16 protein-coding genes and 3 pseudogenes are annotated in these 19,448 nt (G+C 64.3%); 6 read left to right on the top strand and 13 right to left on the bottom strand.

The features are described from left to right. Positions 1–10: 10 nt before the first annotated feature. Both ACWW36_RS03045 and ACWW36_RS03040 read right to left on the bottom strand, forming a co-directional pair. On the bottom strand, positions 11–1,234 hold the full coding sequence (locus tag ACWW36_RS03045; protein WP_456140136.1) for a cytochrome P450: 1,224 nt from the start codon (positions 1,232–1,234) through the stop codon (positions 11–13). A 424-nt stretch (positions 1,235–1,658) separates the two neighbouring features. Next, on the bottom strand, positions 1,659–2,597 hold the full coding sequence (locus tag ACWW36_RS03040) for an SDR family NAD(P)-dependent oxidoreductase (RefSeq protein ID WP_456140135.1): 939 nt from the start codon (positions 2,595–2,597) through the stop codon (positions 1,659–1,661). A 98-nt stretch (positions 2,598–2,695) separates the two neighbouring features. On the opposite strand from ACWW36_RS03040, the gene ACWW36_RS03035 reads away from it, so the two are divergent. Continuing rightward, the gene (locus tag ACWW36_RS03035; RefSeq protein ID WP_456140134.1) at positions 2,696–3,256 is read left to right on the top strand and encodes a TetR/AcrR family transcriptional regulator; all 561 of its coding nucleotides are present in this window, start codon (positions 2,696–2,698) and stop codon (positions 3,254–3,256) included. A gap of 264 nt (positions 3,257–3,520) precedes the next feature. Here the strand turns inward: ACWW36_RS03035 and ACWW36_RS03030 are convergent. The 3 genes and pseudogenes from ACWW36_RS03030 to ACWW36_RS03020 all read right to left on the bottom strand — a co-directional run. Beyond that, a pseudogene (locus ACWW36_RS03030) lies at positions 3,521–3,595 on the bottom strand (hypothetical protein); the annotation flags it as partial. A 40-nt stretch (positions 3,596–3,635) separates the two neighbouring features. Beyond that, on the bottom strand, positions 3,636–4,286 hold the full coding sequence (locus ACWW36_RS03025; RefSeq protein WP_456140133.1) for a TetR/AcrR family transcriptional regulator: 651 nt from the start codon (positions 4,284–4,286) through the stop codon (positions 3,636–3,638). 115 nt (positions 4,287–4,401) lie between these two features. Further along, complete coding sequence (locus ACWW36_RS03020; RefSeq protein WP_456140132.1) at positions 4,402–4,539, bottom strand: hypothetical protein; 138 nt, start codon at positions 4,537–4,539, stop codon at positions 4,402–4,404. 120 nt (positions 4,540–4,659) lie between these two features. Here ACWW36_RS03020 and ACWW36_RS03015 point away from each other — a divergent pair, with 120 nt between their 5' ends. Then, the gene (locus ACWW36_RS03015) at positions 4,660–5,433 is read left to right on the top strand and encodes an SDR family NAD(P)-dependent oxidoreductase (RefSeq protein WP_456140131.1); all 774 of its coding nucleotides are present in this window, start codon (positions 4,660–4,662) and stop codon (positions 5,431–5,433) included. A gap of 7 nt (positions 5,434–5,440) precedes the next feature. Beyond that, the gene (locus ACWW36_RS03010) at positions 5,441–5,620 is read left to right on the top strand and encodes a hypothetical protein (RefSeq protein ID WP_456142696.1); all 180 of its coding nucleotides are present in this window, start codon (positions 5,441–5,443) and stop codon (positions 5,618–5,620) included. Here ACWW36_RS03010 and ACWW36_RS03005 read toward each other — a convergent pair. The 3 genes and pseudogenes from ACWW36_RS03005 to ACWW36_RS02995 all read right to left on the bottom strand — a co-directional run bounded on the left by ACWW36_RS03005 (position 5,594) and on the right by ACWW36_RS02995 (position 7,569). After that, positions 5,594–6,491: pseudogene (locus ACWW36_RS03005) on the bottom strand (IS5 family transposase). The gene ACWW36_RS03010 and the pseudogene ACWW36_RS03005 overlap by 27 nt on opposite strands. A 96-nt stretch (positions 6,492–6,587) precedes the next feature. After that, on the bottom strand, positions 6,588–7,013 hold the full coding sequence (locus ACWW36_RS03000; RefSeq protein ID WP_456140130.1) for a VOC family protein: 426 nt from the start codon (positions 7,011–7,013) through the stop codon (positions 6,588–6,590). A gap of 19 nt (positions 7,014–7,032) precedes the next feature. Then, a complete protein-coding gene (locus ACWW36_RS02995; RefSeq protein WP_456140129.1) occupies positions 7,033–7,569 on the bottom strand; it encodes a sigma-70 family RNA polymerase sigma factor in 537 nt (178 codons plus the stop codon). Positions 7,570–7,794: 225 nt separating this feature from the next. Here ACWW36_RS02995 and ACWW36_RS02990 point away from each other — a divergent pair, with 225 nt between their 5' ends. Both ACWW36_RS02990 and ACWW36_RS02985 read left to right on the top strand, forming a co-directional pair. Next, a complete protein-coding gene (locus ACWW36_RS02990; protein ID WP_456140128.1) occupies positions 7,795–8,490 on the top strand; it encodes an SDR family NAD(P)-dependent oxidoreductase in 696 nt (231 codons plus the stop codon). A gap of 135 nt (positions 8,491–8,625) precedes the next feature. Next, positions 8,626–8,811, top strand: a complete 186-nt coding sequence (locus ACWW36_RS02985) for a hypothetical protein (protein ID WP_456140127.1) — start codon at positions 8,626–8,628, stop codon at positions 8,809–8,811. A gap of 56 nt (positions 8,812–8,867) precedes the next feature. Here the strand turns inward: ACWW36_RS02985 and ACWW36_RS02980 are convergent. The 5 genes and pseudogenes from ACWW36_RS02980 to ACWW36_RS02960 form a co-directional block, all read right to left on the bottom strand. Then, positions 8,868–8,933: pseudogene (locus tag ACWW36_RS02980) on the bottom strand (hypothetical protein); the annotation flags it as partial. Positions 8,934–9,400: 467 nt separating this feature from the next. Continuing rightward, the gene (locus ACWW36_RS02975) at positions 9,401–10,225 is read right to left on the bottom strand and encodes a hypothetical protein (RefSeq protein ID WP_456140126.1); all 825 of its coding nucleotides are present in this window, start codon (positions 10,223–10,225) and stop codon (positions 9,401–9,403) included. Next, positions 10,222–10,803 carry a TetR/AcrR family transcriptional regulator gene (locus ACWW36_RS02970; RefSeq protein WP_456140125.1) on the bottom strand — a complete coding sequence of 194 codons (582 nt, stop codon included), beginning with the start codon at positions 10,801–10,803 and terminating at the stop codon, positions 10,222–10,224. The genes ACWW36_RS02975 and ACWW36_RS02970 overlap by 4 nt, the downstream gene beginning before the upstream one ends. Before the next feature lie 78 nt (positions 10,804–10,881). After that, positions 10,882–11,451, bottom strand: a complete 570-nt coding sequence (locus ACWW36_RS02965; protein WP_456140124.1) for a nucleoside deaminase — start codon at positions 11,449–11,451, stop codon at positions 10,882–10,884. Between the two features lie 52 nt (positions 11,452–11,503). Continuing rightward, on the bottom strand, positions 11,504–12,238 hold the full coding sequence (locus ACWW36_RS02960; protein ID WP_456140123.1) for a hypothetical protein: 735 nt from the start codon (positions 12,236–12,238) through the stop codon (positions 11,504–11,506). A 900-nt stretch (positions 12,239–13,138) separates the two neighbouring features. Between ACWW36_RS02960 and pks2 the strand changes: the two genes are divergently transcribed. Continuing rightward, on the top strand, positions 13,139–19,432 hold the full coding sequence (gene pks2, locus ACWW36_RS02955; RefSeq protein ID WP_456140122.1) for a sulfolipid-1 biosynthesis phthioceranic/hydroxyphthioceranic acid synthase: 6,294 nt from the start codon (positions 13,139–13,141) through the stop codon (positions 19,430–19,432). Positions 19,433–19,448: the final 16 nt, after the last annotated feature.

The following is a 19,448-nucleotide window of genomic DNA, read 5'->3' as shown; positions in this document are numbered from 1 at the left end:
AACTCTCAGATCAGCGTGTGGCGCTGGTGATGATGGGAAGCTTCTCCCAGCCTCGCACCGTCGACGTGTGGGCCTGCGCGGCGTTGTCCCAGTCGATGTCCCACTCGGGAAATCGCTTGAGGAGCTCCTCGAGCGCCACTCTGGCCTCAAGGCGAGCCAGATGAGCGCCAAGACAGTGGTGAATCCCGAATCCGAAGGCCAGGTGCTGGCGGGGTTGACGGTGGATGTCGAATCGGTTCGGGTCGTCGAATATCCTCTCATCGCGGTTGGCAGAGGCCGTCAGCAACAACATTGCGCTGCCTGCCGGGACTTTGGTGCCGTAATGCTCAATGTCGCGATCGACATAACGGGCCTGCACGGGCGATGGGGCTTCGTAGCGCAGCAGTTCTTCGATCGCCGCCGGGATCAAGCTCGGGTCCTCGACGAGTTCGCGCCGTTGATCGGGATGCTCGGCGAGTAGTTTTCCGGCCCATCCGATCAGCCGGACCGTCGTTTCGTTGCCTGCGGCAGCGAGGATTCCGACGTAATTGAGAATGACTGCCGTGTCGAGGTGCCGCGACTTGCCATCTGCGTCGACATAGCTCACGTTGAGCAGGTCGGTCATGAGGTCATCGGAGGGGTTGTCCCGCCGATATTCGACGTACTCGCCGAACCGATCAGGCGAGAGCAAGCCGACCATCATCGAGACCGGATCCGAAGGAGCCTCGCCCGCTTCGAGTCTCATACGTTCGTCGATCTCGCGTCGATGCTGCGATTGATCGGAGTCTGGAATTCCCAACATCATTCCGATGGTCTGCGTCGGTATCGAAAAGGCGAAGTCTTCGATGAAGTCGAAACCGCCACGGTCGACGAGCGGATCGAGGGTGGTTTGACAGAAGGCGCGAACCTTGCTTTCTAGCTCGGCGATTCGTCGCATGGTGAACACCCGGCTCAGCAGGCCCCGGTGCAGATCGTGGTCGGGGGGGTCCTCGGCCAAGATGTTGCCGGGTGGCATCGACAACCCGCCCTTGATGAATTCCAAGATGGTGCCGTGGCCGGATTTGTAGGTCGCCCAGTCCACGCTGGCCTTCCTGACGTCCTCGTGGCGGCTCAACGCGAAAAAATCGTACCGCTCGTTGAAGTACAGCGGCGCATCATCGCGGAGACGACGAAATGTCGGATACGGATCGACGTCGATTTCGAAATCGTATGGGTCGTAGTGTATGTCGGCTTCACGCATCATCTGTTCTGTCATTGTCAGCCTCTGTGCCCTTTACTTCCTCGTGGTCCTTGGCTGACCGACCCGAAGCGTCCGCACCGGCGGATGTTTCCACTGCGCTACGGGTTCGTGACTGCCGACCTCGTGGCGCGATGCTGCGCCACCCCGGGGATGCCCGTAATTAAGGATACTCATTTACGGTGTCTCGCGGGCGGTTTTCTGCGCTATCGAGGGCGAAGACCTTGGAGAATCCCATTTCTCGCTCCGGGCACCAGGAAGAATGCCTGTTGCCAGTCCGTTGCGTTAATGCTTGAGTAGCCTCAATGCTCGTAGGGTATGACAGTCGCCACTCAACCAGGCAGACGGTGGACCGGGGTGGCGCGACGAGAACGCTGGCTGATCCGTGCCCGGCGGGCTCTGCGTCGCACCACCTGGCCACCGTCCCGGCGCACTCCTGGCCCTACTGTGGCCGCACCCTCGATGTCAGGTGAGCCGGATACGTGACCCCGGTCAGTTCTTCCGACACCGCCCACAGCCGCTTTTGCGCGGAGACATCGTGGGATACGTCGCTGGACGCGACGACCTTCGGGTAGCCCTGCTGTTGGCCGATGCCGTCGGGGCCGTAGTACTGACCGCCGAGCACGCCGGGATCTGTCGCCGCACGCAGAGTTGACAGGGCACCCATCTCGGCGCTCTGCAGCATGAGCGACTCCAGTGGCCGAATCATGGTCGCGACCAACGGCGGCAGGTTGCGGGTCAGTTCGGTGTTCGATCCTCCGGGATGCGCGGCCACCGCGATGGTGTTGGTGCCCAGCAGACGCCGCTGCAGTTCGTAGGTGAACATCAAGTTCGCCAGCTTCGCCTGGCCGTAGGCGCCGGTGCGGCTGTAGCCGTTTTCCCATTGCAGATCCTCGAACCGGATGCCTCGGCGGGCGAGCCGATGGCCCAGGCTACTGACGGTCACCACGCGCGAGCCCGCGGCCGCGAGTACCTGGTCCAGCAACAGGCCGGTGAAGGCAAAGTGGCCCAAATGGTTTGTGCCGAACTGTAATTCGAAGCCATCCTTGGTGGTGGACTTCGGCGTCGTCATCACGCCGGCGTTGTTGATCAGCAGGTCGATGATGTCGTGGTTGGACTTCAATTCGTCGGCAGCGGCGCGGATCGAGTCCAGCGATGTCAGGTCCAGCTCCTGGATCGCCACGCTGGCGCCGGGGTGGGCACGCGCGATGAGGTCGGCCGCGGCCTTGCCCTTCTCGATATTGCGGACGGCGAGGACGACGTTTGCTCCCTTCGCGGCGAGCGCGGTGGCGGTCTCGTAGCCGAGGCCGGTGTTGGCGCCGGTGATGACGGCCGTGCGACCGGTCTGGTCGGGAATGTCGACGGTGGTCCACTTGCCCATGGGAATCTCCTACAATCGGTTAAACGGGGCGGGTTCCCCGTTTGATGACGACTATACGGAACGCATGCCCCGCTTATCTATTCCCGAGGTGAAGTGAGATGACCGGCACGGCCAGACCGCTGCGTGCCGACGCGGCACGCAATCGCGCCCGAGTGCTTGAGGTCGCTTACGAGACGTTCGCGGCCGAGGGCCTGGGCGTTCCTGTCGACGAGATCGCCCGGCGCGCGGGCGTCGGCGCAGGCACTGTGTACCGGCACTTCCCCACGAAAGAAGACCTCTACCGCGCCGTCATCGAGGACCGCCTCAACCACATCGTCGCCGACGGCCGAGCGCTGCTGGCATCCGACGACCCAGGAGAGGCGCTGTTCACCTTCGTGCGGTCGATGGTCTTGGAGTGTGCGACCGACCGCGGGCTGGCCGAGGCCCTCGCCGGGTCAGGTATCGACGTGAAAGCCACGGTGCCCGAGGCCGAGCAGGCGTTCCTGGGCTTGCTCGGGGATTTGTTGCACGCGGCGCAGAACGCAGGCACGGTGCGCGGTGATGTCGACGTCCCCGACGTCAAGGCTCTGGTGGTCGGCGCCCAGGCGATGCAGATCTATAAGCCTGAGATTGCCGCGCGGCTCACGGAGATCGTCCTGGACGGGTTGCGCGCTTCGTAGTCCCACAGGGGGCTGACAGGTCGGCGCCGCATAGTGGCGTGCTATGACCGTGCCACTCTTGGTCAGGTTGGCCGTGTCCGGGTTCGCGAGCAGATCGCCCGCGACCTGATCGATATCAACCACCCCAGCGGCGACGGCCGCACCAAGAATCGGCCGATCTCGGTCTAACAGCCGCTCGGCCCGGCGCTGGCTTGAAAAGGATTGGACGTTGGGGGAGTCGGCAGTGCTGCGCGCCATAAGTGCGACGTCGGCGCCCGCACGGGCCAGCTCGATCGCGATGGCCGTGCCTATGCCCCCACTCGCCCCCGTGACGATAGCGACTTTGCCGCTTAGATCCACAAGGGCGCCTCCTTGCAATTGGGTTGTGTTCCCGCGGTTTTCACGAGCCGCTGTTGCTGCTCAACGCCCGTAGGGCGAAGTCAGCGATACCGGCGCGCTCTTGTTCTGAGCACGTTGTGCCCTCCAATACATGCGACTGCATGATCGACAGGGTCATAAAGAAGATCGCCCGCGCGTCGGCGGCGCTATCAGCGCTGCGCAGCGTGTCGTCGGCGATGCCAGCGGCGATGGCTGCGGTCAGCGGCGCCAGCATCGCATGGCTGACTGCGCGGTAGGCGGCGGGGAATTGCTGATTGAGCCGGGCGGCGTGAGCGAGCAATGGCCGGCCCAGCTCGGCAACGCTGGGTTCGGCTTGATCGAGGACGCCGTTGATCCAGGCGATGACGCGGTCGCGGGGCGCCCCGGCGTGGTCCATTGCGCGGCGCAGGTATTCGGCCAGATCCGTGAACAGGTCTTCGAGCATGACCAGCAGGAACGCCTCTTTGCTTTCGAAGTGCCGGTAAAACCACCTGGTGCCGATTCCAGCCTCGTCGAGCAACTCGCGCAAACTCAGATCCACTGTGCCGTCTCGCCGGATCTGACGTTGGGCGATTTGAAGCAGTTGGCCGACCGCGGCGTCCGCGGCAGCCTGCCTATCGGCGAGTCCGCGTGCGACGGCGTCGCGGCGAAGCGGAGCCGGTTCTGCCGTCACTGGCTGCCATCCTTCTACCTATTGACAACGTCGTGGTCGCGTGCGAAAACAGTGTTGGCGTAAATGTAGCGTGCGTTCGCAAAGGAGGGAAGTGGATGTCGGCAGGGCCGGAGAATCACGGGGTGAACGCAGTGAGTTCGACGAGAATCGTCCGGCTCGGCAGCGCCAACGAGATGGTCGACCCGATGACCGCCTGAGGGGCAGCGGTGTTGAGGTTGACGTAGCTGAGATTCGCCCTTGCGGGCACCTCCATCGGACATCTGTCCGTGAACTTCTTGTCCGACCCCGACGGCCTACACGTCGAACTGGTCGACCGGCCCATGCGGGCCAAGGATTCTCCGTAAACCCTATGAGCGAACAAGGGACCACGCGTATGAGTAACGACCAGGGAACATCTCTGCACGGGCGCACGGTGCTCATCACGGGCGGCAGCAGCGGGGTCGGCCGCGGCATCGCGTTGGCGATGGCCGACAAGGGCGCTGCGATCGCGGTGGCGGGGCGAAACCTGCAGCGCTGCGAGCGCGCCGCCGCCGAGATCGAAGATCGTGGCGCCAAGGCCATCGCAATCCAGTGCGATGTCAACGACGCCGAGAACATAGCTCGCACGGTTGACACCGCCATCACCGGTCTGGGGCGGCTCGACGTGCTCGTGCACTCGGCACAGAGCTTCAACTACGGCCCGATTCGCAAGCTGGCACCGCAGGACTTCGACGAGTCGTGGCGGACCGGCCCGATGGCCGCCGTGCACCTCATGCAGGCGGCTTTTCCGGCGTTGCGCGAATCTAAGGGACTGATCGTCAATGTTGCGTCGGGTGCCGGTATCTCCGCGCCACCGGCGATGGCCGCTTACGCGATGGCCAAGGAGGCGATGCGCGCGCTTACCCGGGTCGCCGCCGTCGAATGGGGTCGCTACGGAATCCGCGCCCTGGCGTTGTGCCCGTTCACGCAGACCGATGGGCTGAGCACGTTCGAAGGCGAGATGGGATTGTCGCGCGACACCGATTTGCTGCCTGATGTGCCGGTGGGGCGCATCGGCGATCCCGAGACCGATGTGGGGCGTGTGGTGGCGTTTCTGGCATCCGATGACGCTAACTACCTGACTGGGTCGACGCTGATGGTCGACGGCGGCTACACCTACCTCCGCTGAGGCAAAGATGAATGACGAAGACGGCAATCCCTTTGCCCTGGCGAACCTGATCCGTCCCCAGCACACGGCTGTGCTGATGTCGGAAATGCAGCGCGGTGTATTGGGAGACCTGGCGCCGGCTATCCTCGGCCCCCTCACCGACGTGGTCGCCGAGTGCCGGCTAGGGCGTGTCCGACAAATGCGGTAACCACAGTGTGACGGCGCGCAAGACCGCTGCGCCACGGTAGACGAGGGCGAGTTTGTCGTAGCGGGTGGCCAGTCAGCGCCATTGCTTGACCTCGTTGAAGTTTCGTTCAACGAGGTTGCGGCCCTTGTAATCCTCGGCGTTGAAGGCTGGCGGCCGGCCGCCGCGCACACCTCGACGTTTGCGGTGAGCGATCTGGTCGGACGGTTCGGGAATGACCGCGACTATGCCGCGCCGGCGTAGTCGTTGTCGTGTTGCTCGGCTGGAGTAGGCCTTGTCGCCGCGGACGCGATCGGGACGGGTGCGTGGTCGTCCACCACGGCGGCGATCGACCTTCAGGTGCGCGAGCAAATGCTCCAGCACGGGGCCGTCGTGGGCTTGGCCAGCGCCCACGAGCGCCACCAACGGCCGCCCGCGACCATCGACGAGGTGATGAATCTTGCTGGTCAACCCTCCGCGGGAGCGGCCAATGCCGTGGTCAGGCGGCTCGCTCGCCAGATTCGTGTAATTCGACCCAGCCCCCTGTGTCGCGGGTGATGTTGGTGGCGTGTTGATGAGCGCGGGCGATCGTAGAATCCACCGCCACAGCCCAGTCGATGATCCCGGCTTCCTCGGCCGCAGCCAGCAAACGCGCCAGCACGACATCCCAAACGCCCTGGGCGCTCATCGGTCGATGCCAGGTCCAGATCGACTGCCACGGCCCGTACACCTCGGGCACATCTCGCCAGGCGATCCCGCACCGGTCCCGGTAGATGATTCCCTCGACCATCGAGCGAGCATCTTGAAAGGGCCTGCCCCGCTTACCTGTCCGGCCCGGAAGCAGATCTTCAATCAACGACCACTGAGCATCGGTAAGCAACTGAAACCGCGACATAGCTCAAGCCTCAGGCACGACACCCTGAAACTTTGTCAGACACGACCTAGGCCGCATCTGGCCGCAGATTTCGGCGCAACGGCGTGAGCCTAGACGTCAGGGCAACGTGATGAGCTCGAGTTGGATGTTGTCCGGATCGCGGAACACCAATGTGGCGAAGGCAAACGGTGCGTCGCCCGTTCGGATGCCGGAGTGCTCGACGCCCAGGTCGTCGAGCCACACAACCCACGCTTCGAGCTCTTCACGCGTGGCCACATTGAAACCCACATGGTCCAAACCCGTTCGGGCTTCGTCGAATTGGTCACCGGTATTGCCAATGTTCTTGTGCAGACCGATGGCCAGGCCCGAACGCGGCTCGACGAGCAAGACGGCGTAACCGGTGTCCTCGCGCTCGTAATGGGGGAATTCCATCGGGACCCGGTCAGCGTTGAACACCCGCTGATACCAGGCCACGCTGGCTTCGATGTCACGAACCGTCACGGAGAAGTGGTGGATGCCGGTGATAGCGGGGGCGTCACTCATGGCTGCACCCTAACCGACGTCAAGCAACGTCAGGCAGTGCGATGCGCAATCGCTGCCGGCCGCGTGACACCCGAGACAGGACGGTGCCGGGCGGGATGCCCATGATCGCGGCGGTTTCGGCCAGGGTGTGTCCCTGGACGTCGGCGTAGAACACCGCTGCCCGGAAGCCGTCAGGTAAGGCAGCCATCGCCGCTTTGATCTCGTTGTCAGGCAACATATCTAGTGCCTCCGCTTCGGCCGAACACGCCGCGTGATCGGCGAGGTCGAGCTCGTCGACCGAAACCTCCGAAGGGCGGGACTGTTTGGCGCGGTACGCGCTTATCCACCGGTTGTACAGAATCCGGAACAGCCAGGCCTTGAGGTTACTGCCGTCACGGAACGTGCCAAATCCGGCGTACGCGTGCAGGAGTGCGTCTTGCAACAGATCTTCGGCGTCGGCGTCATTGCGGGTCAGCCGCCGCGCGCCACGCATCAGGACGTCGAATAGCGGCTCAGCTTCGCGGGCGAAACGAGCCGCCAGGTCCTTCTCCGTTGTCAGAACAGACGCAACAGTCATCGGACACCTCCAAGTCGTTTGTTGAGATCAGATCCGCCCTTTGGCCCGTGACGCGAACCCTTGGTTGTCCGTAGTCCGGAGCGCGCCGCTCTATCAGGGGGTTCAGCGCATGCGTCGCCACTAGTCCCCTCGGTGGCGCAGCTGGTCGTCGGCGCAAGAGATACGGACGCAAAGATATGGTTATATGTTTAGTGATAAACGACGATTGTCCAAGGGATGGGGATCATGTCGCACAACCTGGTGATCGTGGGGGCCGGGGCCGGCTTCGCGCGCGCAACTGCCCGTGCATTCGGCAGCAACGACTGGGATGTGCAGCTCGTTGCACGAAACTCGGCGCGGCTTGAAAAGCTCGTGCAGTCCCTGCGCGACGACGGTGTGCGTTGCGAGGCCCACGTCGGTGACGTGACCCGGCACGAGGAGTTGAGCCGACTCGTGGTCGGGCTGGACGATCGGCAGCCCATCGACGCGGTGATCTATCAGCCGCGCGGGGACGACTCGATCGTCGACGTACGCGATGCGACCGTGGCCAACGTCGCTCCCCATTTGACCGCGCTGGTGCTCGGCGCTGTCGCGGTAGGCGAGATACTGGTGAAGCGCATGGTCGCACGCGGGCGCGGTTCGCTGGTATTCGTCGGCGGCGGTTCAGCGCGGCTGCCACTGCCGATGTTCGGCAACCTCGGCCCAGCCATGGCGGGGCTGCGGAATTACGCGCTCACCCTTGGAGCGAGCCTGAGTGACACGGGCGTGCACTCGGCGTTCTATACCGCGGCCGGGGCGATAGGTATCGAGGGTCAGGTCCGCGAAGGTGAGCTCGATCCGCAGGCGTTAGCCGACCGTATGTACACCCTCGTGACGGCGGGCGACACGAAGGAGGTCTTGATGACTCCGGGCGGTGAGGTCGTCCCGAAGGGAGCACGGTGACGATCTGTCCGCCGAATGCGGTGTCGGCCACGGTGTGCGCGGCGCACCACGGAAAAGGGAATTGATCAAACCTAAGGAGCAAGACACCGTGAGCGAGGCATCCTCACGGTCGAGTCGGGCGGAGCCGTCCGCATTGTGACCCTGAACAAGCCCGACAGCCTCAGTGCACTCTCCGATGAACTTCATCTGGCGGTCTGCACCGTATGGCAGCGGATCGCCAGCGACTGGGAGGCCCGCGTCGTCGTGCTTACCGGTGCTGGGACGCCCTGCGTCGGAGGCGACGTCGATCGGCGACGGCAGGGATTACCGAAGCTGGGGTAGAACTGGATCGCCGCGGGGCCGTGCTGGTTGAGATCACCGAAGTCGAAACGCTTCTATCCGCCGAAGGTGTGGTAGGCGACAGGAACCGGAATGGAAACGTTAACCCCGACCATTCCGGCCTGGAATGAAAACGACCACATCCTTCATGGATAATAGAGATTATCCATGCGGCCGGGAATATCTCTGGTGAGCAACATAATTGGTCATCGGTACCGTGGGGCGCAGAAGCGGTAGCTTCGTCTCGAAGCCGACATTAGTCGCGATTATCGAAGCGAACGTCAGTCACGCGAAGGTGCCATGAAGCGCGAGAGCAGTTGATCCGACCTCCGTCGTAGCCGCTCTGGAACCCGTGATCTTTACGGTTGTCCGCGGGCCGCAGCGGATAGTGAGCCAGTGAGGCATAGCCACCAGCCTGCCGCCAGCACTGTTACGTCGCGTAACACACCGAGGCATATCGCCAGTACATCGCGACATCGCGTAACTCACCGGAAGAACAATCGTCGCAGCTCAGATGCTATTTCGTGAGCAATTCGTAGGGGTTCGATTCCCCTTAGCTCCACCAAGATTGAACTGGTCAGGGTGCATCTGATCACGGGTGCGCGACGAGGTACGTCTCGTTGCTCAGGTCCGCGGTGAGTTCCTCGACGTTGAACGGCCGGTCGAGTCGGGCGTGCAATTCCTTCGGGTCGATGAGCAGGCTGATTTCAGCGGTTTGGCGGGCGAAGAGTCGTCCAATGAGTGGGTAGAGACGACGCATGATTGCCCGTTCTGCGGTGGTGCAGCGTGAGGCGCAGTAGCCGACGTGGCCGATTTCGTCGGTGAGGATGTCGCTGTAAAGCAGTTCGATCCGTTCCGCGACTTCGGGTTCCTCGGCGAACAGTCTGACGCCGACGCGGCGCAGTTCGTCGAACAAGATGCAGCCGGCCATCTCTGCGGCTCCAACGAACATGATGCCGAGCCGTTCGGGGAGAAACACCCCGGTCTTGACGAACTGTCGCATCACGAACGGCGGTGGAACCACTTGGAACGCCAGGTCGAATACATCGAGCACGTATGCCAGAAGCCGGGTGTGGTAGTGCTCTTCGAGTTCTAGGTACACGTTCTCGGGCGGCAGATTCTCATCGCTGTTGCGCCCGTACGTTTCGCCGAGTCCGACACCGAATCGTTCCGCCTGATTGAGCTTGGCGGTGGCCAGCAGGAACAGCATCTTCTTGTCCAGGCCAGGTTCGGGTCGGCGCCGCCGCAGGTTCCGAAGAAAGGTCGGTCGGTCTGCCGGATGGACTGATCGGACGGGGTTGGCCTCGAGCTCGTTGAAGAATTGCTCTCGATTCGCCAACCTCCGATTGAGCAGGTCGGCTTCGCCGTCACGCCTAGCAAGGAAGTCTCTGTAGCCGTCAATACCGTTGTCGTTCATCGGTTCTCCATTCCCTTGACAATCGTTGTCACGTACCGACTCAGAAGGCCTGCGTCATTTGCGCCGGTGGCAAGCAGCGCGAAGAGTCCGGTCAGGAAGAACATCCCGAGTTCCGCGGCATCTGTACCTTCTGAGACCCGCCCTGCGGCTTGCGCCCGCCTGATCGCGCTCACCAGGAACTCCGCCAGCGGGTGCTGCGCCAGCTCGTCCTCGACGGGACGCGTTGACGAGAAGTGCAATCCCAGCATGTCCCTGAAAATGACCGCGCCTAAACGACTTTCAGCATCGAGCACGTGATGCACCAGCGCAGACAGCGTCGTCGCCAGATCGCCGGTGGCTTCGCCGAGTTCAGCGACGATCTTCGTTTCCTCGATGCGTTCCAATTCGACAAGGACGTGCTCTTTTGTCGGGAAATGGAAGTAGAACGTCCCCCGCACCACGCCCGCCGCATCGGCGATCGCACTGACATCGGCGGCGGCCAATCCGCGCTTCGCGATCTCGGTCAGCGCGGCATCGAATAGTCGTGCGCGGGTTTCGAGCCGTCGAGCTTCCCGAACGCCTCCGGCTGGCGACTGCATGAAAGCGACCCTACGTCCACTCGTTGGCACCCGTCAATGACAGGCGTCAATGAAATTGCCCGCGGCGTCCCGCCGATATCAGTAGGGATGCTTGTTGGGGCGTGTGGCCCAGGCCGCGTAGGCGGCCGTTGCCAGTTGAGGTTCGAACTGCTCGATGCGGATGCGACGCTCGTCCAGCGGCTTGACGAAGTCTTCGTACTGGAACGCGTCGTCGAAACCGATCTCGCGGGTCGCCTCGAGGTCGCTGGCGAAATACACCGCGTCGATGCGCGCCCAGTAGATGGCGCTCATGCACATCGGGCATGGCGCACCGCTGGTGTAGAGGTCGTGTCCCATCAGCATTTTGGCGCGTTCAGGAGCGGGATCCGTCGAACCTTCCGGCCGCGGAACCAGCTCCAGCAGTGACTGGTTCACCCGATCGGCGGCGATGGACGGCGCCTCTGGGTTCAAGATGAACGACGCCGCACGGATCGCTTCGATCTCGGCATGGCAGGTGGGATCCCCTGTGAGCAAGACGCGGTTCTGACCTCGCGCCACGATCTTGTCGTCCTTGACCAGGACTGCGCCGAACGGACCGCCCCACCCGTTGTCGACCGACTCTTTGGCCAGCCGACATGCCTCGGCCATGAATGCTTGTCTCGCGCTCAATCGTCTTCCTTCCAGCCCGCGGTGTCATGAGCTATTCAGGGACGATAGGTCGCTACCGGTTGGCCCCGCTGAACCACTTCATCTTGGTTCTCCACGAGTGCGCCGACGCCAGCGCGAATCCTGCGCCACACGTGCATGCGAAGAACCACACCAGCGTGCCGCCTTCGATCGACTGCAGCGCCGGGACGCAGGCGGTGCTGATCCGAATGATGCACGCGATGATTCCGCTCGCCGACGCCGCCAGGTACCAGGTGGCGATGGACCGCGATCGTGGATCCTTGCGAAGAGTGAGCAGTGCCCGCGAGCCGTAGGCCAACAGGTAGATGAGTGTTCCGCAGAGCAGCAGCCAGTAGGTGCTCAGCCAGAAATCGGTCGGCACCTCGAAGAAGTCCGGCCGGTAGACGCTCGCCCCGTTGCCGATCGTGAACGCCGCAAGCAGCAGCGGAATGCACAAGGTGGCCGGAAATTCGACGTGCCGCCTGAACAACGCCGCCACGGTGTGGTCGTCGGCGAGCCGGCCGATGACGTTGTAGACGATCGCCGATGCCGCGACGACATAGCAGTCGTGGCCGATGTAGTCCTCGAGGTTCCACACCCCACTGATTGCGTGTAGCGTCCGGCCGACCGTTTCCGAGGCGAAGGGCGACATGAAAAACAGGGCGGCGCCCTGCAGTGCGATGTTGAGGGTTGCCGCGACTTCCCAGCGGCATGACCACGTAACCCGGCGGATCCACAGACTCCATGCAATGCACGTCAAGGTGATCGCGATGAGTGTTGCTAATGCCATGCCGAATGCCTTCGACGCAGGAATCGATTAGACACTCTAAGCCAATCATGGTGATTCGTCTATTCGTTGCCGCATTAACACAAACTGTTCATTTCCGCATGACTATCGAGGTTTTCAACGATCGCGTCAACGGCGACCTGTCCACAGTTTGGTACGCGGGCTAATTCACGGCCGTTCGCCAAATGATACGAACCATAAGGTCGGAACGGTTCAAGCCAAACGGTTGATCGGTATCCGCAACTTATAACGCCTGTGGATAGTCATCATCGGTCGTCCGTTAACTATTGGTGGCGTTGCCGATACTCCCCGATTGCCGCTGGTGAGAGGCCTGTCGGCCGATCGGACGACACTCCCTGTGAGGCCGCTATATTTGCCATTCCCCGCCATAAACACCTTTACGCCATCGTAGATAAGGTTCCTCCGAACTTCAAAGATTTGCTATAAATGTAGGCGGCCGCACAGCGCGACACTCGGATGGCGAATCTGGGAATAATGTCCCAGATCTGGGAACCTCCTGCTAGATTCGCCTGCATGACGGTGCTGACACAGCCGTGGCAAACAGAAGAGACGACTGACTGGCCTGCGGAGCTGATAAGCGGGCACGCTGCTCACGATTTTGCCGACCCGTTCGCACATCTGCTGTTGAGCGAAGCCAGAAGCGGGGTCGTCATGGTCGAGAAGGGGAGTCTGCGGGCACGCGGACTGTGCAGCTGTGGGTGGATGGGCCGACAACATTTGTTGTCGGCGTTTGCTATTAATGATGCCCACGTGCATGCGGCGAGACAGCGTTGCCGGCCGGCTGTTCCATTGGTGTTCCGCACGTGACTTGGCGTACATTCTTGCCGGTTTCCTAATACAATCCCACTTTCCCAATTGCGCTTTGAGAAGGGGCGAACATACGTGGATCAAGTACGCGCTATTCCCGTTGCTGTAATTGGAATGTCGTGTCGACTTCCGGGGGGCATTAACTCGCCTGAGCAGCTGTGGGAGGCGTTGCTGCGTGGCGATGACTTTGTTAGCGAGGTCCCCGCTGACCGATGGGATGCCGAGGAATACTACGACCCCGAGCCCGGTGTGCCAGGGCGGTCGGTGTCCAAGTGGGGCGCGTTCCTGGACGACGTCTCGGCATTCGACAACGATTTTTTCGGTATCACCGAACGCGAGGCCATCGCGATCGATCCCCAACATCGGTTGCTGCTGGAGACCGCGTGGGAGGCCGTGGAGCACGCCGGCCTGAACCCGTCGGCGGTCGCCGGTTCGCAGACCGGTGTGTTCATGGGAGTGACGCACAACGACTACGGGCATCTCGCCGCGGACACCCAGACGCTGGAAGGGCCGTGGGGGTTCACCGGGACGAGCTTCAGCCTGGCGTCCGGCCGCATCTCCTATGCGCTCGGGGTCCACGGTCCCGCCGTCACCCTCGACACCGCATGCTCTTCAGGCCTGAGCGCCATCCACGCGGCGTGCCGCAGTCTCCACAACGGCGAGAGTGACCTCGCGCTGGCCGGCGGCGTCTCGGTGCTGCTGGAACCGCGTAAGGCGGCAGGCGGCTCCGCGGCGGGGATGCTCTCGCCGACCGGCCGGTGCCATGCCTTCGACATCGCGGCCGACGGATTCGTCTCCGCCGAAGGCTGTGTCGTCTTGACACTCAAGAGGCTCGACGACGCGGTAGCCGATGGGGACCGCATCCTGGCCGTGATCCGCGGCACCGCCACGAACAACGATGGACGAACGATCAACATCGCGACACCGTCGGCGGAGGCCCAGACCGCGGTGTACCAAGCCGCCCTGGCGGTGGCTGGTGTGGATGGCGGCAGCGTCGGCCTGGTCGAAGCCCATGGGACCGGTACGCCGGTCGGCGATCCTCTCGAGTACTCGAGCGTGGCCAAGGTCTACGGCACCGACGGCCCCTGCGCGCTGGCGTCGGTCAAGACCAACTTCGGCCACACCCAATCAGCGGCGGGCGCTCTTGGGGTGATGAAGGCGGTCCTCGCGGTCCAGCACGGTGTCATACCGCAGAATCTGCACTTCAGCCGTTTGCCAGATGACCTTGCCAAGATCGACACGAAACTGTTTGTGCCGCAGGTTAATACGGCGTGGCCGACCAACGGAGAGCATCCCCGGCGTGCCGGGGTCTCGGCCTACGGACTGTCGGGCACGAATGTGCACGCCATCGTGGAACAAGCCCCCGAGCCGCAAGCTGCTGAGCCGGCACGACCCAACCTGGATGGCCCCCTGCTGTTCCCGTTGTCGTCCACATCTGCCGACGAACTGCGCCGGACCGCAGGCCGGCTCGCCGACTGGGTTGCGCAGAGCGGAGATGGCAACGGCCGCGGGCCCGCAATCGATTTGACGGACCTGGCCTACACCCTGACGCGCCGTCGCGGGCACCGTTCCGTGCGGACGTCGGTGATCGCCAGCACCCGCGACGAGCTGATCACGGCATTGCGAGAGGTCGCCGACGGGGATACCCCGTACCAGCCTGCCGTCGCGCAGGACGACCGCGGGCCGGTATGGGTGTTCTCCGGACAGGGCTCACAGTGGGCCGGGATGGGCGCCGAGCTGCTGGCACGGGAGCCGGTCTTCGCCGCGACGGTCGCCGAGCTCGAGCCGTTGATCGCCAGAGAATCGGATTTCTCTGTCACAGAAGCGATGTCGGCGCCGGAGACAATTACCGGGATCGACCGGATTCAGCCCACCGTATTCGCCGTGCAGGTCGCACTGGCCGCGACGATGAAGTCCTACGGCGTGATCCCCGGTGCCGTCATCGGGCATTCCATGGGTGAGGTCGCGGCCGCCGTCGTTGCCGGCGCGTTGACGCTCGAAGACGGTGTGAAGGTCATCTGCAGGCGGTCGCGGTTGATGTCGCGCATCTCAGGTTCCGGAGCCATGGCATCCGTGGAACTGCCTGCCCAGCAAGTGCTTTCGGAGCTGGCTGCGCGTGGTGCAACCGATGTCGTGCTTTCGGTTGTCGCCTCACCTCAGTCGACGGTGGTCGGCGGCGCCACGCAAGCGATTCGCGATCTGGTCGCCGCGTGGGAGGAGCGCGGGGTGATGGCTCGTGAGGTCGCCGTCGACGTCGCGTCTCACTCACCGCAGGTCGATCCGATCCTCGACGAGCTCGCCGAGGTGCTGGCCGACTTGAATCCGATGGAACCGGAGATCCCGCACTATTCGGCGACCCTGTACGACCCGCGTGATCTGGCGGAGTGGGATGCGTACTACTGGGTGGACAACCTGCGTCACACCGTGCGATTCGCGGCCGCGGTGCAGGCCGCTTTGGAGGATGGCCACCGGGTGTTCGCGGAGCTGTCGCCCCACCCGTTGCTGACTCACGCCGTCGAGCAGACAGCGCGCAGTCTGGACGTGCCCCTGGCGGTGATGGCGGGGATGCGTCGCCAGCAGGAGCTGCCCCACGGGCTGCGCGGGTTCGTGGCCGATCTGCACAGTGTCGGTGCGGTAGTTGACTTTTCGGTGCTCTATCCCGCCGGCCGGCTAATGGATGCCCCGCTGCCCACCTGGACGCACGCGTCGTTGCTGTTGGACCGCGACGGGCACGACTCCACTGCGCGCGGCGCATGCACGATTTCGGTGCACCCGCTGTTGGGTTCGCACGTCGTGCTGCCGGAGGAGCCGGAGCGGCACATGTGGCAGGGCGAGGTTGGCACCGAAGCGCAGCCGTGGCTCAGCGACCATCAGGTGCACGAGGTCGCCGTGTTGCCGGGCGCGGCCTATTGCGAGATGGCGTTGGCGGCTGCGCGCGCCGTCCTCGGAGATTCCAGCGAAGTCCGCGACGTGTCTTTCGAGCAGATGCTGCTGCTCGACGAGGAGACGCCGGTGTCCGCATCGGCGTCGGTGTTGTCGCCGGGCGTCGTCGAATTCGCGGTCGAGACCTATCAGGCAGGCGAGCGCACCAAACGGGCCACCGCGGTCTTGCAGGCCGACGTGTCCGCCGACGAGCCCGCCGCTTACGACATCGACGGTCTGCTCGCGGCGCATCCCAACGACGTCGACGGGGCCGACCTGCGGGCCGCGTTCAACACCGTCGGTATCCACCACGGCGCCGCCTTCGCGGGGCTGGCGACCGCTTACACCGCGGATGCGCCGAAGGACACGGTGCTGGCCGCCGTCGCGCTGCCCGGCCCGCTGCGGTCACAACAAGGCGGCTACGGCGTGCATCCGGCGCTGCTGGACGCCTGCTTCCAGTCGGTGGTGGCCCATCCCGACGTGCAGAACGCGGCCACCGGTGGCATGTTGCTCCCGTTGGGCGTACGCCGGCTTCGCGCCTACGGGTCAGCCCGAAACGCCCACTACTGCTACAGCCGGGTCATCAAGGCCGACGCCGACGGCATCGAGGCGGACCTCGAGGTGCTCGACGAGCACGGCACGGTCCTGCTCAGCGTGATCGGTCTGCAGCTTGGCGCCGGCGCCTCGGAGACAGCTCAGGCCGAACGCCAGCTCAACGATCGACTGCTGACCATCGAATGGCAGCAGCGTGAGCTGCCCGAGGCCGACGCTGTCGACGCGGGTACATGGCTGCTGATCAACACCAGCAACAACGGCAATGCCCTTGCCGCGAGCCTCAGCGACGCGCTGAAATCCGCTGGCGCCGAGTGCACGACGATGGCCTGGCCGCAGCTCAGCGACCACGAGGCCAACGCCGAACTGCTGGCCTCTTACCTGGCCGAGCAGGCGTTGACGGGTGTGGTTGTCGTGACGGGTCCGTCGCACGGCGACACGGACGCCGAGACCGGGGTTCGCGGCGGCGACTGCGTGCGTCATGTGGTGCGGATTACGCGCGAGCTACCCGAGGTGCTCGGTGAGCCGCCGCGCCTGTACGTGGTGGCCCGCAACGCGCAAATCGTTGTCGCCGAAGACATTCCAAACTTGGAGCAGGCGGGGCTTCGCGGCTTCGTGCGGGCGATGGGCATGGAGCATCCGCGGTTGCGTCCCACCCAGATCGACGTCGACGAGGCAACGGACAGTGAGCAGTTGGCTCGCCAGCTGCTCGCGGGGTCGGACGAGGACGAGACGGCTTGGCGCGACGGCCAGTGGTACACGGCCCGGTTGTGCCCCGCTCCGCTGCGCGCCGACGAGCGGCGCACCACGACGGCCGACAACGACCGTGGCGGAATGCGGCTGCAGGTTCGCACGCCAGGTGACCTGGAATCGCTGGAACTCGTTGCGTTCGACCGGGTTCCGCCGGGACCGGGTCAGATCGAGGTCGCGGTGAGCGCGTCGAGCATCAACTTCGCCGACGTCCTTGTCGCGTTCGGCCGGTGCCCGAGCTTCGACGGGCGGCTGCCGGAACTCGGCTCTGAGTTCGGTGGCGTGGTCACCGCGGTCGGGCCAGGCGTCACGACTCACAAGGTCGGCGACCGTGTCGGCGGGGTATCTGCCAACGGCTGCTGGGGCACGTTCGTGACGTGTGAAGCCAACCTCGCGACCGCCTTGCCCGCCAACCTCAAGGAGCACGAAGCGGCCGCGGTCGGTCTGGCATACGCGACCGTATGGCTCGGCCTTGAAGAACTGGCCAGGATCTCCTCGGACGACAAGGTGCTGATCCACTCCGCGACCGGTGGGGTGGGGCAGGCCGCGATTGCGGTCGCCAGGGCCGCGGGTGCGGAGATCTTCGCCACCGCAGGCAGCGAACAGCGGCGACAGCTGTTGCGCGACTGGGGGATCGAGCACGTCTACGACTCCCGCAGCACCGCGTTCGCCGACGAGATCCGCCGCGACACCGACGGATACGGCGTGGACATCGTGCTCAACTCCGTGACCGGCGCAGCGCAGCGCGCGGGCCTCGAGCTGCTCGCGTTCGGCGGGCGGTTCGTCGAAATCGGCAAGCGGGACATCTACGGCGACACCCGCCTGGGTCTGTTCCCGTTCCGCCGCAACCTGTCGTTCTACGCCGTCGACCTCGCGCTGATGACCGTCACCCATCCGGACAAGATCCGGAGGCTGCTGGACAAGGTGTACCAACTGACCGCGGACGGCTCGCTGCCCTTGCCGGACATCACGCATTACCCGCTCGCCGAGGCGGCCACGGCGATCCGGCAGATCGGCGGAGCGCAACACACGGGCAAGTTGGTGCTCGACGTGCCGCACACCGGACACAGCCAGGTAGTGGTGCCGCCGGAGCAGGTTCCGGTGTTCCGCAGTGACGGTGCGTACATCGTCACCGGTGGTCTTGGCGGTCTGGGCCTGTTCCTCGCCGAGAAGATGGCCGCGGCCGGATGTGGACGCATCGTGCTCACGTCGCGCAGCCAGCCGACCGTCAAGGCGCAGGAAATCATCGAGCTGATCAGCGCCACCGGCGCCGACATCGTGGTCGAGTGCGGCGATATCGCCGCCGCGGGGACGGCCGAGCGCCTGGTGGCGGCGGCGACGGCCACCGGGTTGCCGCTGCGCGGCGTGCTGCACGCGGCTGCAGTCGTCGAGGATGCCACATTGCCCAACATCACCGACGAGCTCGTCGAACGCGACTGGGCGCCAAAGGTATACGGCGCCTGGAACCTGCACCAGGCGACGGCGTCGCAGCCGCTGGACTGGTTCTGCTCGTTCTCGTCGGCGGCGGCGCTGGTCGGGTCGCCGGGCCAGGGCGCCTATGCCGCCGCCAACAGCTGGCTGGACGCGTTCACACATTGGCGTCGGGCACAAGGCCTTCCGGCCAGTGCCATCGCATGGGGAGCGTGGGCCGAGATCGGTCGTGGCACCGCGCTGGCCGAAGGCGACGGGGCGATCCTGCCCGACGAGGGCGCGTACGCGTTCGAGTCGCTACTGCGCTACGACCGCGTCTACACCGGCTACGCCCCGATCCTGGGCACGCCGTGGCTGACCGCGTTCGCGCAACGCAGCCCGTTCGCGTCGGCGTTCAAATCGGCGGGCCAAGGTTCCACCGAGGGAAGGAGATTGCGCGCCGAGTTGGCGGCGCTGCCACGGGAAGAGTGGCCGACGCATCTGCGCCGGCTGATCGCCGAACAGGTCGGCCTGATCCTGCGTCGCGCGATCGATCCGGATCGCCCACTGTCCGAATACGGGCTCGACTCGCTGGGCAACCTCGAGCTTCGTACCCGCATCGAGGCCGAGACGGGCATCCGAATCACGGCGATGGGAGTCAACACCGTCCGCGCACTGGCCGAAAGCCTGTGCGACACACTGTCCGCCGACGAAACCGTAACCGCATCAGCGTGATCACGAGCCTTCAAGA

The sequence above is a fragment of the Mycobacterium sp. MMS18-G62 genome, assembly GCF_053877835.1.
This window is presented reverse-complemented; position numbering and strand designations above follow the sequence as displayed.

What these genes read in the sequence shown, in the direction of transcription:
- ACWW36_RS03020 (WP_456140132.1), bottom strand. Translation starts at nt 4,539, where the DNA reads ATGGAGGTGCCCGCAAGGGCGAATCTCAGCTACGTCAACCTCAACACC.
- ACWW36_RS02960 (WP_456140123.1), bottom strand. Translation starts at nt 12,238, where the DNA reads ATGGCATTAGCAACACTCATCGCGATCACCTTGACGTGCATTGCATGG.
- ACWW36_RS03000 (WP_456140130.1), bottom strand. Translation starts at nt 7,013, where the DNA reads ATGAGTGACGCCCCCGCTATCACCGGCATCCACCACTTCTCCGTGACG.
- ACWW36_RS03035 (WP_456140134.1), top strand. Translation starts at nt 2,696, where the DNA reads ATGACCGGCACGGCCAGACCGCTGCGTGCCGACGCGGCACGCAATCGC.
- ACWW36_RS02970 (WP_456140125.1), bottom strand. Translation starts at nt 10,803, where the DNA reads ATGCAGTCGCCAGCCGGAGGCGTTCGGGAAGCTCGACGGCTCGAAACC.
- ACWW36_RS02975 (WP_456140126.1), bottom strand. Translation starts at nt 10,225, where the DNA reads ATGAACGACAACGGTATTGACGGCTACAGAGACTTCCTTGCTAGGCGT.
- ACWW36_RS03015 (WP_456140131.1), top strand. Translation starts at nt 4,660, where the DNA reads ATGAGTAACGACCAGGGAACATCTCTGCACGGGCGCACGGTGCTCATC.
- ACWW36_RS02990 (WP_456140128.1), top strand. Translation starts at nt 7,795, where the DNA reads ATGTCGCACAACCTGGTGATCGTGGGGGCCGGGGCCGGCTTCGCGCGC.
- ACWW36_RS03045 (WP_456140136.1), bottom strand. Translation starts at nt 1,234, where the DNA reads ATGACAGAACAGATGATGCGTGAAGCCGACATACACTACGACCCATAC.
- ACWW36_RS03010 (WP_456142696.1), top strand. Translation starts at nt 5,441, where the DNA reads ATGAATGACGAAGACGGCAATCCCTTTGCCCTGGCGAACCTGATCCGT.
- ACWW36_RS02995 (WP_456140129.1), bottom strand. Translation starts at nt 7,569, where the DNA reads ATGACTGTTGCGTCTGTTCTGACAACGGAGAAGGACCTGGCGGCTCGT.
- ACWW36_RS03040 (WP_456140135.1), bottom strand. Translation starts at nt 2,597, where the DNA reads ATGGGCAAGTGGACCACCGTCGACATTCCCGACCAGACCGGTCGCACG.